Annotated in this window: 14 protein-coding genes and 1 pseudogene; 7 read left to right on the forward strand and 8 right to left on the reverse strand. The window is 69.0% G+C overall.

From position 1 onward, the window contains the following. Entirely contained in the window at positions 1-624 is a 624-nt protein-coding gene (locus VMT65_RS10475) for an NUDIX domain-containing protein (protein ID WP_326307878.1), read from the forward strand. 63 nt (positions 625-687) lie between these two features. Here the strand turns inward: VMT65_RS10475 and VMT65_RS10480 are convergent, their stop codons facing one another. Then, positions 688-1,623 carry an NADP-dependent oxidoreductase gene (locus tag VMT65_RS10480; protein ID WP_326307879.1) on the reverse strand — a complete coding sequence of 312 codons (936 nt, stop codon included), beginning with the start codon at positions 1,621-1,623 and terminating at the stop codon, positions 688-690. A gap of 110 nt (positions 1,624-1,733) precedes the next feature. On the opposite strand from VMT65_RS10480, the gene VMT65_RS10485 reads away from it, so the two are divergent. After that, positions 1,734-2,138, forward strand: a complete 405-nt coding sequence (locus VMT65_RS10485; RefSeq protein WP_326307880.1) for a winged helix-turn-helix transcriptional regulator — start codon at positions 1,734-1,736, stop codon at positions 2,136-2,138. 54 nt (positions 2,139-2,192) lie between these two features. On the opposite strand, the gene VMT65_RS10490 is transcribed toward VMT65_RS10485, so the two are convergent. Both VMT65_RS10490 and VMT65_RS10495 read right to left on the reverse strand, forming a co-directional pair. Further along, a complete protein-coding gene (locus VMT65_RS10490) occupies positions 2,193-3,884 on the reverse strand; it encodes a hypothetical protein (RefSeq protein WP_326307881.1) in 1,692 nt (563 codons plus the stop codon). An 81-nt stretch (positions 3,885-3,965) separates the two neighbouring features. Continuing rightward, positions 3,966-4,538: a TetR/AcrR family transcriptional regulator gene (locus tag VMT65_RS10495; RefSeq protein ID WP_326307882.1), complete on the reverse strand. Its 573-nt coding sequence runs from the start codon at positions 4,536-4,538 to the stop codon at positions 3,966-3,968. An 85-nt stretch (positions 4,539-4,623) separates the two neighbouring features. Here VMT65_RS10495 and VMT65_RS10500 point away from each other — a divergent pair, with 85 nt between their 5' ends. Further along, entirely contained in the window at positions 4,624-5,601 is a 978-nt protein-coding gene (locus tag VMT65_RS10500; RefSeq protein ID WP_326307883.1) for a quinone oxidoreductase family protein, read from the forward strand. 9 nt (positions 5,602-5,610) lie between these two features. On the opposite strand, the gene VMT65_RS10505 is transcribed toward VMT65_RS10500, so the two are convergent. From VMT65_RS10505 to VMT65_RS10520, 4 genes are read right to left on the reverse strand one after another with little or no spacing between them, the layout of a single operon-like run. Then, complete coding sequence (locus tag VMT65_RS10505; protein ID WP_326307884.1) at positions 5,611-5,868, reverse strand: YciI family protein; 258 nt, start codon at positions 5,866-5,868, stop codon at positions 5,611-5,613. Between the two features lie 37 nt (positions 5,869-5,905). Further along, positions 5,906-6,415 (reverse strand): transcription antitermination factor NusB, encoded by a 510-nt coding sequence (gene nusB / locus VMT65_RS10510; protein WP_326307885.1) that lies wholly within the window; start codon positions 6,413-6,415, stop codon positions 5,906-5,908. 20 nt (positions 6,416-6,435) lie between these two features. Next, the gene (gene efp / locus VMT65_RS10515; RefSeq protein WP_326307886.1) at positions 6,436-6,999 is read right to left on the reverse strand and encodes an elongation factor P; all 564 of its coding nucleotides are present in this window, start codon (positions 6,997-6,999) and stop codon (positions 6,436-6,438) included. 39 nt (positions 7,000-7,038) lie between these two features. Then, the gene (locus tag VMT65_RS10520) at positions 7,039-8,163 is read right to left on the reverse strand and encodes a M24 family metallopeptidase (RefSeq protein WP_326307887.1); all 1,125 of its coding nucleotides are present in this window, start codon (positions 8,161-8,163) and stop codon (positions 7,039-7,041) included. Between the two features lie 150 nt (positions 8,164-8,313). On the opposite strand from VMT65_RS10520, the gene VMT65_RS10525 reads away from it, so the two are divergent. From VMT65_RS10525 to aroB, 4 genes and pseudogenes are all read left to right on the forward strand, one after another. Then, positions 8,314-8,901, forward strand: a complete 588-nt coding sequence (locus VMT65_RS10525) for an A24 family peptidase (protein WP_326307888.1) — start codon at positions 8,314-8,316, stop codon at positions 8,899-8,901. Positions 8,902-8,985: 84 nt separating this feature from the next. Further along, complete coding sequence (gene aroC, locus VMT65_RS10530) at positions 8,986-10,191, forward strand: chorismate synthase (protein ID WP_326307889.1); 1,206 nt, start codon at positions 8,986-8,988, stop codon at positions 10,189-10,191. Between the two features lie 16 nt (positions 10,192-10,207). Then, positions 10,208-10,738 (forward strand): annotated as a pseudogene (locus VMT65_RS10535) (shikimate kinase); the annotation flags it as partial. Positions 10,739-11,421: 683 nt separating this feature from the next. Further along, positions 11,422-12,540 (forward strand): 3-dehydroquinate synthase, encoded by a 1,119-nt coding sequence (gene aroB / locus VMT65_RS10540; protein ID WP_326307890.1) that lies wholly within the window; start codon positions 11,422-11,424, stop codon positions 12,538-12,540. On the opposite strand, the gene VMT65_RS10545 is transcribed toward aroB, so the two are convergent. Next, positions 12,541-14,118 carry a multicopper oxidase family protein gene (locus VMT65_RS10545; protein ID WP_326307891.1) on the reverse strand — a complete coding sequence of 526 codons (1,578 nt, stop codon included), beginning with the start codon at positions 14,116-14,118 and terminating at the stop codon, positions 12,541-12,543. Positions 14,119-14,121: the final 3 nt, after the last annotated feature.

The following is a 14,121-nucleotide window of genomic DNA, read 5'->3' on the forward strand; positions in this document are numbered from 1 at the left end:
GTGGAGCAACAATCCGCGGTATCCATCGACGTGATCACCCTGCGCTATGGCGCCGACGACCCCACCGTCGGCGTCGGCATCGCCCCTCGCAAATGGGCGCCCTTCGAGGATGCTCTCGCGCTGCCCGGCGTCCTGCTGCGCCGGGGCGAACGCCTCGCCGAGGCGGCCCGCCGCGCGGTCCACACCAAACTCGGCGTCCCCGAGCACGCCATCACGGCCGTCGGCCAGATCGCCACCTTCGACGAACCCAACCGCGACCCGCGCGGCCCCACCCTGTCCATCGCCATGTGGGCCGTGGTCACCGACCACGGCGAGGACACCGCCGAATGGATCCCGTTCGACGAGATGCCCCCGCTCGCGTTCGACCACAACGAGATCCTGACCGCCACCCGCGATCGCCTGGCCGAATTGCTGTGGAAGGACCTCACCTTCACGCGCGCCCTCACCGGCGACCAGTTCACCGCCACCCGCGCCGTGGCCCTCACCACCGCACTCACCGGCGTGAAACCCGACCCGGGCAACCTCAACCGCACCCTGGCGGCGCTGCCCGGTCTCGATCGCACCGGCGAGCGCGTCCGCGTGAAGGCGACCGGCCGCCCGGCAGCCATGTGGGCCTTCACCTAGCCGCGCAACCTCATTCACTTCCCGGCGCAGATGACCGTACCGCGCCACAGTGCGACTCCCGGTTCAGGGCACGAGCACCTGGCGGCCGCGCAGACTGCCCGCGGCGAGACGGCGGTGGGCGTCGGGCACCTGCTCGAGGGGCAGGGTCTCGGCCACCCGCGGGGTGAGGCGGCCCGCGTCGATCAAGGCGGCGAGGGCGGTCAAGCGTGGACCGTCCGCCCGAATCCAGGTGTTGGCCACCCGAATTCCGCGCAGGCCCACTGGCTCCGCGCCACCCACGACGGCGGCGAACGCACCCGCGGACCGGACCGCGTCCAGGGCCTCCGCACCGAGTGACGCGGCATCGATCGCCCCGTCCACACCGCCGGGGATCAGCGCGCGGACGGTCTCACCCAGCCGCGCGCCGCGGGGCACGAAGAACTCCGCGCCCAGCTTGCGCACCAGGTCCTCGTCCTCGGCGGCGGCCGACGCCACCACTCGAAGGCCCTGCGCCACAGCCAGTTCCACCGCGAAACCACCGACGGATCCGGCCGCACCGGTCACCAGGACGGTCCGGCCGGTGGTCAAGGCGAGCAGGTCCAAGGATTGCGCTGCGGTCAGCGCGCCCAGAGGCACGCTCGCCGCGTCGATCGCGGACACCGTGCGGGGCGCGGGGGCGATGGCGGTCGCGTCCAGGACCACGTAGTCGGCGTGCGTGCCCAACGGCACGTCCAGCCGATCGGAGAGACCGAATACCTCCTCGCCCACCGCAAAATCCATGACGCCGGGGCCGATCTCGTCGATGGTGCCCGCCACATCCCAGCCGAGGCCGATCACCTCGCGCGGCACCATCAGCCCGGCCTGCGCCAACCCGCCCGAACGGGTGTGCAGGTCAACCGGATTCACCGCCGCCGCGGCGACCTCGATCCGAACCTGACCGACACCGGGCCGCGGCATTGGAACCTCGGCCAGCTCCAGCACTTCCGGACCACCGAAGGACCGGATGACAACGGCGCGCATGGGAATTCTCCTCTGCTGTAGTACTTCCCGCTTCCACAGCAAAACTATGAGAGCTACTCTCCATCGGGAAGTACGTACCCGAGAGTGCGTACCGTACGCGAGGGAGAGCCATGGCGACGAAAACGACGGCCCAGCAGCGCACCGAAGCCCGGCGCGCCTACGACGCCTACATTCAGGAATGCCCCACCCGTCAGCTGCTCGACCGCATCAGCGACAAATGGGTGAGCCTGCTGCTCAACGCCCTCGCCGACGGCCCGCGCCGCTATGGCGAGCTGTCCCGCACGATCGCGGGCGTCAGCCAGAAAATGCTCACCCAATCCCTGCGAACCATGGAACGCGACGGCCTGGTCACCCGGACGGTCATCCCCGCCGTCCCGGTGCGCGTCGACTACGAACTCACCGACCTCGGGCGCAGCCTGCTGCCGATCATGCAGGCCATCAAGGGCTGGGCCGAAACCCGGATCGAGGATGTGCTCGCCGCGCGCGAGCGCTACGACAACGCCCCGCGCGAATGAGAATCGTTGCGGGTCGGGCCGGTTGATCGAGGATCGACCGCGCCGGTCGTTCAGCTAGATCGGCAGCACGCCCCGACGCGGGTAGCGCGGTCGCAGGTCGGCCGGAACCGCGAGGACGCCGCCGCCCTGGACCCGGGTGTGCGGGCGGAGGGCTTCCAGATTCAGCGACAGGCGCGCGGACGCTCCCCGCGCGCCGAAAACCCTGTCCTGCAGGGGACTCGCCGACTCGAAATTTCCGTCGTCCTCATCCTCGTCGGTCAGGTAGCGCGCGTCGGGGTGCTCGCGCAGGATGGCCAGGTAGGTCGCGATGTCTTTCGGCTCTACCGGTGGTGAATGCGGTTCGCGCCGGGGGTCGTTCGCATGCAGCCACGCGTACAGGTCATCCAGGGGGCCGTCCGGATCGAACCCGTCGGACCGGTGGATTCGGACATCGTAGGAGGAGACGCAGTGCACTCGGATGTCACCGTCTTGCGCGACGCACCATTGACTCCAGCTGCCGTCGTCGTAACCACCGATGAGTTGCTGGAACCAGTGGGCCGTGCCGAACTCGAAGCTCAATCGCTCCAACCGCGGGTAGATCCGCTGGCGCTCGGGCAGCACCGGCGCGTCCGGGCTCGCGGTCAGGATGTCGTGCTTATAGAAGGCCAACGTCCAGCCATCCAGCGCCGGGGTGACGAAGACCTCGGGATAGACGTCCGGGTAGCGGTATTGCGACCTGTCCCTCGGATCGAGGAGCTCGGACGTGAGCTTCGGCTCGGTCCCCTGCCAGGGCGCGAATCCCATCCGCAGGGTCGCGGGAACCGCGTCCCGCAGGCCGAGGAGCTCCAGTACCGCCGCCTGATCGGTGGTCCGTATCGCGAACCACGAACCGTGCACCCGGGTGATATCCACCGGCTGCGGCGTCTCGACCCGCTGCTTCATCCGGATCAGCCGCTCCAGCACCCGCAGATCCGCCACCGGGAGCCGGTGCCAACCGAACTCGGCCAGCAGCATCAACGCCGCCCGCCGCGCCACCCGGTCCGAGCGCGGCACCGCCGCCAGCATCCCCGACGCATCCGGGCCGAACGCCGCCAACGCCGATATCGCTTGCGCGCGAACCTCTTCGAGCGAACTGCCCAGCAGCGCCACCGCGATCGGCAGGTGCGGGCACCGATCCACCGTCAGATTCTCGCAATCCCAGGAGAACATGCAGGTGCCCAGCGCCGTGGGCGCGTGCGTCGCCTCGAATTCGGGGACCCGGGTCCCGGCGGCCATGCCGAGCACCATCCACAGTCTCTCGATCAGCGCCGTTTCCGTCGCCGCGGCCAGCCGCTCGACGACGGCCTCGAACGGCACCGGATCGCGCAGCACCTCGACACAGTCGCGCCAGGCATAGGCGAAATCCGCATCCGCCAGCAGCGCTACGGTCGCCTCGACGAACGACTCCATTCGATAGCCCGCGAGCCTCATCCGCCACACTCGACGGCGGATACTCGGATCGGCGTCGGTCAGCAGTCGCCGGAACTGCTCGATGTCGATTTGGGCGGTCAGCAGATCGAAGAAGTCGTCCCGATTCCCTTCGGTGACAACCTGATCCAGGGCATCCCAGGTTTCGCGCCGGATTGCCGGATCCTCATGGCCGATGAGGGCGCGGATCTCGTCCAACAGCTGGCCCGGTCCCCCCTGCGACAGCTTCCGCCAATCCTCGCGCCGCACCGACGGTTCCGCCAGCACTGCGCGCACCCGGCCCGGGTCGATCCTCGCCACACCGCCGAATCTACCGACCGCGCTGCGCCGCAACCATTCTCGACCGCACGGACAAGCTGGTCCGGAGGTGAGACGTGCGGCTCAACTCGGTTGGTTGATGACGGACTGGACCAGTTGGCGGACGGATTCGCGGAGACGCTCCTTTTGACCGGCTCGGACCAGATGCGGCACCAGCTCGCCGCCCAGAGGGGCCAGAAGTAGGCCGCCGACCACCTCGGCGTCGAGGTCAGGGCGGACTTCGCGGAGCAGGGTGCTGATGTGGGTCGCCCAGAAGCGGTGGAATTCCTCGCGGCGGGGGTGCGGGGGTAACGCCTGGTAGGCGACGTTCAATTCGATGTCGTCGGCGATCAGGCAGGTCATGGCGTCGAAGTAGGCGACCAGGCGCTCCCCTGCCGGAGCGCCGGGCCCCAACGGTGGTGGACCCGATTGCACGGCCTCCATCAAGCCGGTCGCGCCCTCGGCGATAAGTGCATAGAGCAGCCCGGCTCGATTTCCGAAGCGATGGAACAGGGTTCCCTTGGCGACCCCCGCGACCGCGGCGATGCGGTCCATCGTCGCCGCCTCGGCGCCTTCCTCGGCGAACAGCTTGCGCGCCGCCTCGAGGATTGCCTGGCGGTTGCGGACAGCGTCGGCGCGTTCCTTGGGCGGGGCCATATCACCACTCTCGTTGACAACTTGACCGACGGTCAATATGTTCGGCAGGGCAAACTTGACCGTCAGTCAACTTATGAGGTTTCCGATGCAAGCAATCCTATTGACCACGACCGGTGGGCCCGAAGCGCTGGTGCCGAGTGAGGTGCCCGACCCACGGCCGGAGGCCGGGCAGGTGGTGGTGCGCAATGAGGCGATTCCAGTGTTGTACCCCGAGACGATGTTGCGGTCCGGGGCGTTTCCGTTGCCGGTGGAGTTTCCACTGGTGTTCGGGACGCAGGCGGCGGGGGTCGTGACCGAGGTCGGCGAGGGCGTGAACGCGGGCCTGATCGGACGCCGGGTTCTGATAAGGAGCAACAGCTTCGGCACCTATGCCGAACGAGTCGCGGTCCCGGCCGAACTCGCGGTGGCGATTCCGGACAGGCTGTCGTCGGTGGACGCGGCGGCGGTCGGCATGAGCGCCTCGGTGGCCATTCCACTGCTGGAGACGGCGAAACTCACCGGGACCGAGACGGTCCTGATCGAGGCGGCCGCCACGGGAGTCGGCGCGTATCTGACCCAGCTGGCGAAGGAATACGGGGCCGCCCGGGTGATCGCCACCGCGGGTGGACCCGAAAAGGCCGAGCAGGCACGCGGATTCGGCGCCGATGCGGTCATCGACCACCTCGATCCGGACTGGCCGCAGCGGCTGCGCGAAACCCTCGGCGGCGCAACGCTGGACGTGGTCTTCGATTCCATCGGCGGCGAATCCGCCCTGGCACTATTGGATCTCATGACACCGCTGCGCGGCCGGATGCTCGGCTACGGCTTCCTCTCCGGCGCGCCCGCGCAGGTCAGCACCATGGACCTGATCATGCGGGGTCTCACGTTCATCGGTTGCTCCGGACCCGCTTGGCTGGCCGGAGTCGCCGAAAAGCGGGCAGCTGCCCTGGAGCGGGCCGCGACAGGTTCGATCACGCCGCTGGTGGATCGGGTCCTGCCGCTCGAAAAGGCAGCCTACGCACACGAATTGCTGGCCCGGCGGGCCGCCAAGGGCACGATCGTTCTGGAACCGGCCCAGGCGTGATACACCGGTTCAGCCCGTGATCTCCCATTCGTAGATGGTGAGTTCCGAAGCGCCCGTGAGGTGAATCGGATCGGTGTGAATCAGTTCCGTTGCCGCGGCCAGGTTTTCGGCGGTGATCACGTACGCGCCGCCGCTGCTGTCGGTGAACTTGCCCGATTCGACCAGCTGTCCGCGCTCACGGACGTCCGCCAGCCATTCCTTGTGCGGAACGATGACGGAATCGTCGAAGCGCGGGGTGCGCATGGCCATCACGAGATACTTGCGCACCCTGCGCTTCTCCTTCGAATTGCCTACTCGGCGTGGATTACTCGGCGTCGGCGGGCGGCACGACCGCCCGGGTCGCCGCGGCGGCGGCCCGCACCTGCGGAGCCACCTGGACGACCTGACCGAGCACGCCATTGATGAACGACGGCGAGTCGTCGGTGGACAGCTCCTTGGCCAGCTCCACCGCCTCGTCCACGGCCACCACCGGCGGAACGTCATTGGCGTGGAACAACTCCCACACCGCGACCCGCAGAATGGCGCGGTCCACGGCGGGCAGCCGCGGCAGCGTCCAATCCTGCGACAGGTACGACTCGATGGTGCCGTCCACCCGGTCCAGATCGTCGGCGACGCCTTCGACCAGCACGCGGGTGTAGGGGTTGATCGGCGCGATCGACTCCTCACGCACCGACAGCGAGACCCGCTCGGAGAGCAGGTCCGCGGGATCGATATCGCGAGCTTCCGCCTCGAAGAGCAGATCCACCGCGCGGCGGCGCGCCTTGTGCCGTGCGCCGAGCTTCTTGAACGACTTCTTGTCCGACTGATCGGCCACGGAAGACATTATCCGTCGCGTCAGGAGTTGACGCGGCTGATGTAGCTGCCGTCGCGAGTGTCGATGCGCAGCTTGTCACCCTGGTTGATGAACAGCGGCACCTGCACCTCGGCGCCGGTCTCCACGGTGGCGGGCTTGGTGCCGGCCGAGGAGCGGTCGCCCTGCAGACCCGGCTCGGTGTGGGTGACCACGACGTCGATGGCGACGGGGAGCTCGACGAACAGCGCCTCACCCTCGTGCATGGCGATCTGGACGGCCATGTTCTCCAGCAGGAAGCCCGCGTTGCGGCCCAGCAGCTGCTCGGACAGGTGGACCTGGTCGTAGGTCTCGCCGTCCATGAAGATGTAGTCCTCACCGTCGTGGTAGAGGTAGGTCATGTCGCGGCGGTCGACGGTCGCGGTCTCCACCTTGACGCCGGCGTTGAAGGTCTTGTCGACGACCTTGCCCGAGACCACGTTCTTCAGCTTGGTGCGCACGAAGGCGGGACCCTTACCCGGCTTCACGTGCTGGAACTCGACGATCTGCTGCAGCTGATTGTCGATCTTCAGCACGAGGCCGTTCTTGAAGTCGCTGGTGTCCGCCACTGTCCTCGGATCTCCTACTAGTCGTTATACAACCGCGCGTCAGTCGACGACGGTCAGGTCTTTGCTGGTGCGGGTGAGCAGTTCCGGGCCCCCCTTGCGAACCACAAGCGTGTCCTCGATCCGAACGCCACCGCGGCCGGGGAAGTACACACCTGGCTCGACGGTCACCGCCACGCCATCGAGTAGTGTACCCGTGCCCGTTTTGGCGATTCCGGGCGCTTCATGGATCTGCAGGCCGACGCCGTGTCCGAGGCCGTGCACGAACAGCTCACCGTGCCCGGCCGCCTCGATCACCGAGCGCGAGGCCGCGTCCACCGCCTTGGTCGAGACGCCGGGGGCCAGGGCCTCGCAGCCCGCCTTCTGCGCGGCGTGGACCAGGTCGTAGACGTCCCGCTGCCAGACCGACGGCTCGCCCAGGACCAGGGTGCGGGTCATATCGGAGTGGTAGCCGCCGACCACCGCGCCGAAGTCGAGCTTCACGAAATCGCCGGTGGCCAGCACCGCCTCGGTCGGACGGTGATGCGGGACAGCCGAATTCGCGCCGGTGGCCACGATGGTCTCGAAGGAGATGGCCTCCGCGCCGTGTTCGAACATGAGCCACTCGAGCTCGCGGGCCACCTGGCGTTCGGTGCGGCCCGGGCGGATGCCGCCGCGCTCGAGCAGGGTGGCCAGGGCGGCGTCGGCGGCCGCGCAGGCGGCGGCCAGGCGGTCGACCTCGTAGGCGTCCTTGACCATGCGCAGCTGCTCGACCAGGCCCGCGACCGCGACCAGATCCAGGCCGGTGGCCAGTGCGGACAGGCTGCGATGCTGTTCGACCGTCATAATGTGGCTCTCGAAACCGACCCGGCCGGTCTGCCACTCCCCCGCGATCTCGATGACGCGGCGGGCGCTGGCCCGGTTGATCTCGGCCCGCAGGTCCGGCACCTGCACCCCGACCTGGGTGAGGTAGCGGCCGTCGGTGCAGATGATGGTGCGGTCCTCGGTCGAGTCCCAGGCGTAGACCAGCAGTGCGGCATTGGAACCGGTGAACCCGGTCAGGTACCGGATATTGATCAGATCCGTCACCAACAGGGCGTCGATGCGGTTCTCCACGAGCAGATTCCGCAGGTTCGCCCGGCGGAGCGCGTAGTTGGGTCGCTGGATCTGATCGTGATCGGCAGACATGGGTCAAAGCTACCGCCGACACGCCGCAACACCGACACGCAACACGTGAAAGGGCCGGATAGGGAAACCCGGCTGTCCACAACCGAGGAAGGTATCCACATTCTGCGATCGGTCGCCCCATGGGCCCGCCGACCGCGAGAACCTCGATATATGGACCCGCTGGCCACGCTCGTATTCACAATCTGGTGCCTGGCATTGAGCACCGCCGATCTGCGCTGCCGACGCCTGCCCAACGCCCTCACCCTGCCCGGTGCCGCGGTCGCCCTCGGCTACGGATTCGCTGTGGGCAAGCCGACTCTCGCGCTCCTCGGCGCATCGCTGCTCGCGCTCCCGTATCTGGTGGTGCACCTGTGCGATCGCCGCGCGCTGGGCGCGGGCGACGTGAAACTGGCCCTCGGTCTAGGGGCCGTGACAGCGCTGGCCGGACCCCAGGCCTGGGCGTGGGCCGCACTCACCGCACCGATGCTCACCGCCGCCGCAGGGATCGGCCAGCACCTGGCGCAGCAGTGGCACGATTTCCCGATCGAGCACGGTGAGGCCGAGCCTCGCCGCGGCCACTCGGCCTCATCCAGATTCGTGATGCCTCGTTCACCCCGCTCGTATGCGATCACACATCCCGCGATGTCGTGGGCCGGGTCGGGCGGAAGAATGGCCGGGTCGGTGGGTGGGATGGCGGGCCTGGCGCATGGCGCTTCGATGGGTGTGGCGAGTGTGATCGCGGTGGTGGCTGGGCTGTGATCGCGGTGGTGGCTACGCGCTGACATCGGGGTATGCGTGGGCCGTGTGTTCGAGCACCCGTTCTGTCATGGAAAGATGTAACCCGTGTTGCGCTGGATAACTGCCGGAGAATCCCATGGTCCTGCTCTCGTCACCATCCTCGAGGGGATGGTGGCCGGTGTCGAGGTGACCTCCGCCGAGGTCGGCGCGCAGCTGGCCCGGCGTCGACTCGGGTACGGCCGAGGCGCGCGCATGAAGTTCGAGGCCGATGTGGTGACCCTGGTCGGCGGTGTGCGCCACGGCCGCACCATGGGCGGGCCGGTCGCCATCGAGGTCGCGAACTCCGAGTGGCCCAAGTGGACCCAGGTCATGTCCGCCGACCCGGTCGACGAGGCCGAGCTGGCGGAGCTGGCCCGCAATGCCCCGCTGACCCGTCCGCGGCCCGGCCACGCCGACTACTCGGGCATGCTCAAGTACGGATTCGACGACGCCCGGCCGGTTTTGGAGCGAGCCAGCGCCCGCGAGACCGCGGCACGCGTCGCCGCGGGAACGGTCGCCAAGAACTTCCTGCGTCAGGCGCTGGGTGTCGAGGTGCTCTCGCACGTGGTGTCCATCGGCACCGCCGCCAACACCACCGGTGTGGTGCCGACCGCCGCGGATCTGGACGCCATCGACGAATCCCCGGTGCGCGCGTTCGACAAGGATGCCGAAGCGGCCATGATCGCCGAGATCGAGGCCGCCAAGAAGGACGGCGACACCCTCGGCGGTGTGGTCGAGGTCGTGGTCGAGGGCCTACCCGTGGGCCTGGGCTCGTTCACCTCCGGTGAGGCGCGCCTGGATTCGCGACTCGCGGCCGCGCTCATGGGCATTCAGGCCATCAAGGGCGTCGAGGTCGGCGACGGTTTCGAGACCGCCCGCCGCCGCGGCAGCCAGGCGCACGACGAGATGAAGCCCGGTCCGGACGGCGTGCTGCGCTCGACCAACCGCGCCGGTGGTCTCGAGGGCGGCATGACCAATGGCGAGGCGCTGCGCGTGCGCGCGGCCATGAAGCCGATTTCGACCGTGCCGCGGGCGCTTTCGACGGTCGACATGTCCTCCGGTGACGAGGCCGTGGCCATTCACCAGCGCTCGGACGTGTGCGCGGTCCCCGCCGCCGGTGTGGTCGCCGAGGCCATGGTCGCACTCGTCGTGGCCCAGGCCGTGCTGGAGAAGTTCGGTGGCGATTCGCTGCCCGAGACCGTCGACAACATCAACGCCTACCTGAAGCGGATCAACGCTCGCCCGCACATCCCGGGCAACGCCGGGCAGTGACCACCGAGCACACCCAGTGACCACCGAGCACACCGACGAGAACGACCGGCCCGCACCGAATATCGTGCTGGTCGGCCCGCCCGGCGCGGGCAAGTCGACCATCGGCCGCAAGCTGGCCCGTGAACTCGGCGTGGACCTCTACGACACCGACGCCGGCATCGAGGAGCGCGCCGGGCGCACGATTCCGGAGATCTTCGCCGCGGACGGCGAGCCGGAATTCCGCCGCATGGAGGAAGAGGTCGTCCGCGATGCCGTGCTCGCCGGGCACGGCGTGGTCTCCCTCGGCGGCGGCTCGGTGCTGTCGGCCGCCACCCGCGCCCTGCTGCGCGACCGCACCGTCGTCTACCTGGAAATCAGTGTGGGCGAGGGACTTCGGCGCACCGGTGCCAGCACCAATCGCCCGCTGCTCAATGGTGACGACCCCGCCAAGAAGTACCGCGAGCTGATGAAGGTCCGTCGCCCCCTCTACCGGGAGGTGGCGACGGTCCGCGTCCGCACCGACGGCCGCAGCCCCGGCCGCGTGGTCCGCATGATCCTGGCCAAACTCGGCCTGGAACCCCGCCCGCGCCCGGAGGATTCGACCACCGACACCGTCGAACCCGGCATCAGCAGCAGTAGCGCCCGCGCCCGCCGCAAACGCCGCCGCGGCGGACGAGGCCGCGGCGAGAACCAGCCCGCCACAAATACGACCGCCGCCGAGTCGGATCCGACCGCCTCGCGCAATGGCCATTCACCGACCTCGCAAGAGGCCGACGGGGCCGAGAGCGTGAAACGCGCCCGGCGCAACCGCCGTTCCCGCCGCCGCGGCCGCCGCTCGGCCGATTCGAGCACCGCCGCGACGACTGCCACGGGCATCTCCACCACGGATGCCGCCGCACCGAACCCGACCGCGACTCAACCGGGTTCGTCGGCGTCCGGCGCAGCGGCGGACAACAGATTTACCGCGACCCCGCGCTCGGGCCGCCGCCGTCGCGCCTCCCGCGCGGCCGGTGCCCCCGCGAATCCCGCTGCGGCGTCCCCGGATTCATCACAATCCACCCCGGCCGCCCGTCCCGACGGGCAACCCACCACCGCCCCCGGCGACCAACGGGATTCCGCCCGCGCACCCGGCACGGTCGCACCGCCAGGTAGCGGCCGTTCCCGTCGGGCCCGCGCGCGCCGGGCCCGCGCTCGCGCGCGAGCCGAACAAGGCGCAGATCAATCCGCACAAGCAGAATCGGAGCAGCAAGCATGAGCGAGCCGACTCGCATCGAGGTTCGTACCGCCAACCCGTACCCGGTGATCATCGGGCGGGGGCTGCTGGGGGATCTTGTCGATGAGGTGACCGGTCGGTCGGGTGTGCGGACGGTGGCGATCTTCTATCAGCCGCCGCTGGCCGAGACGGCCGAGGTGGTGCGGAAGGCGTTGGTCGACAAGGGGATCGACGCGCACCGGGTGGAGATTCCGGATGCGGAGGCCGGTAAGGATCTGCAGGTCGCGGGGTTCTGCTGGGAGGTGCTGGGCCGGATCGGGCTGACCCGCAAGGATGTGATCATCAGCCTCGGCGGCGGCGCGGCGACCGATCTGGCCGGGTTCGTGGCCGCCACCTGGATGCGCGGCGTCGACATCGTGCACGTGCCGACCACGCTGCTGGCCATGGTCGATGCCGCGGTGGGCGGCAAGACCGGCATCAATACCGAGGCGGGCAAGAACCTGGTCGGCTCCTTCCACGAGCCCGCCGCGGTCATGGTGGATCTGGCCACCCTGGAAACCGTGCCGCGCAATGAGATCGTGGCGGGCATGGCCGAGATCATCAAGGCCGGTTTCATCGCCGACCCGGTCATTCTGGAACTGGTGGAGCGCGACCCGCAGGCCGCCCTCGACCCGACCGGCGAGGTGCTGCCGGAGCTGATCCGCCGCGCCATCCAGGTCAAGGCCGATGTGGTCGCCGCCGACCTCAAGGAATCGGATCTGCGCGAAATCCTCAACTACGGCCACACTTTGGGCCACGCCATCGAGCGCCGTGAGCGCTACCGCTGGCGGCACGGCGCGGCCGTCTCGGTCGGCCTGGTCTTCGCCGCCGAATTGGGCCGGCTGGCGGGCCGTCTCGACGACGCCACCGCCGAACGCCACCGCACCATTCTGGAGAGCATCGGCCTGCCCACCACCTACGACGCCGAAGCGCTGCCGCAGCTGATGGACGCGATGCAGACGGACAAGAAGACCCGTTCGGGCGTCCTGCGTTTCGTGGTGCTCGACGGTCTGGCCAAGCCGGGCCGCCTGGAGGGCCCGGATCCGAGCCTGCTGGCCGCCGCCTACTCGGCCATCGCCCGCGAGGACGGCCCGAGCGGCGGCGCGATCCTGCTGTAGTCAGGTGGCGATCCCGGCCACGGTGCCGAAGGTCGCCATCATGGCCATGTCCTCGTGTTCGAGGTTGTGGCAGTGCAGGACGAAACGACCCGCGTAGTCGGTGAATCGGACCGCGATCTCGGCCATGCCGGTCGCGGGCAGATAGAGGGTGTCCTTCCAGCCGCCGTCGGCGGCGCGGGGTGCCCGGCCGTCGCGGGTGAGCACCTGAAATTGATTGAGGTGCAGGTGGATCGGGTGGTCGAGGTCGGTGGAGAGCTGCCAGACCTCGACTTGACCGAGGGTCGGGCGGGCGATCGGCGTCCGCGGATCATAGGCCCGGCCGTTGATCACCCACCCGCGCATGCCGCCCGCCTTACCTTGCCGGAAGGCGAACCGGCGGGTCGCGACCGCGGTGCGGCGGTCGAGGGTCTCGAAGTCGGTGAGTCGGTCGGGCACGACCGCGGTGTCACGCACCCGCTCGGCGATATCGAATCGCAGCACGCGGGTGGTGGTTCCGGCCCCGAGGTCGTTGTAGACGGTGACCTGGTCGCCGACCGCGCAGTCGGAGAAGTCCACGACCACGTCGTAGCGCTCCCCCGGCGCGATGGTCAGCTCCGTCAATTCCCGTGGGCGCGCCAGCAATCCGCCGTCGGAGCCGATCTGCACGATCGGCAGTGAGCCGCCGCGTCGATCGAAGCGCAGCCGGTACACGCGGGCATTGGATCCGTTGAGCAGCCGCAGCCGATACCGCGCCGTGTCGACGCGATGCGCGGGCCAGGGCACCCCGTTCACCAGCACCACGTCACCGAGCACGCCGCGCCCGAATTTCCCGGTCACGCCGGGCGTGTGCGTCATTGTCGGATCAATGGCCGGGTAAGTGAACGCACCGTCCTCGTCGAAAGCCCTGTCCGCCAGCATGAGTGGGAGATCGCGGGCACCGCCGGGCAATCCCAGCCGCCGCTCGGCGTCGTCGACCACGAGGTGGAAGCCCGCCAGCCCACGCCATACCGCGGGCCCGGTGAAATCCATCCGGTGATCGTGATACCAGAGCGCGGCGGCGGGCTGACCGTCCGGATAGGTGTAATCGCGTTCCCCGAACATGGTGTGCGCGGAGGGATCCGGACCGCCCATCATGTCCGCCATCTCCTCGTGCGAGCCGCCCACCGGGTACAGCAGATCCGTCGGATACCCGTCCGATTCCTCCGGAACATGCCCGCCGTGCAGATGCACGACCACCGGCACCGGCAATTCGTTGCGATGCGTGACCACCGTGCGCCGCGCCCGATTCGACACGATGGTCGGACCGGGGAAGATCCCGTTGTATCCCCAGATCGGGGTCGAATATCCAGGCAGCACAGTGACATTCGCGGCCCGCTGCACAATACGGTAGTAGTCGGTCGTGTCATCGCGCCGCTCGGGCGCGAGCACGGGCGGCACGGTCAGCGGCAGCGTGAACGGTTCGGGCAGCCGCGCGCGGCTGGTCAGATGAACTCGATCGGCGGGCGAATCGACCGACAGCTGCCACGCTCCCGCCGCACCCGCGACCCCGAGCGCGGCCGCCGCCCGGAACAGGGTGCGCCGAGACAGCCTCGGAGGCAACGA

Source organism: Nocardia sp. CDC153, from assembly GCF_035818515.1.
Classification (GTDB): Bacteria; Actinomycetota; Actinomycetes; order Mycobacteriales; family Mycobacteriaceae; genus Nocardia.

What these genes read in the sequence shown, in the direction of transcription:
- VMT65_RS10520 (WP_326307887.1), bottom strand. Translation starts at nt 8,163, where the DNA reads ATGTCTGCCGATCACGATCAGATCCAGCGACCCAACTACGCGCTCCGC.
- VMT65_RS10480 (WP_326307879.1), bottom strand. Translation starts at nt 1,623, where the DNA reads ATGCGCGCCGTTGTCATCCGGTCCTTCGGTGGTCCGGAAGTGCTGGAG.
- VMT65_RS10485 (WP_326307880.1), top strand. Translation starts at nt 1,734, where the DNA reads ATGGCGACGAAAACGACGGCCCAGCAGCGCACCGAAGCCCGGCGCGCC.
- VMT65_RS10495 (WP_326307882.1), bottom strand. Translation starts at nt 4,538, where the DNA reads ATGGCCCCGCCCAAGGAACGCGCCGACGCTGTCCGCAACCGCCAGGCA.
- VMT65_RS10500 (WP_326307883.1), top strand. Translation starts at nt 4,624, where the DNA reads ATGCAAGCAATCCTATTGACCACGACCGGTGGGCCCGAAGCGCTGGTG.
- aroB (WP_326307890.1), top strand. Translation starts at nt 11,422, where the DNA reads ATGAGCGAGCCGACTCGCATCGAGGTTCGTACCGCCAACCCGTACCCG.
- VMT65_RS10525 (WP_326307888.1), top strand. Translation starts at nt 8,314, where the DNA reads ATGGACCCGCTGGCCACGCTCGTATTCACAATCTGGTGCCTGGCATTG.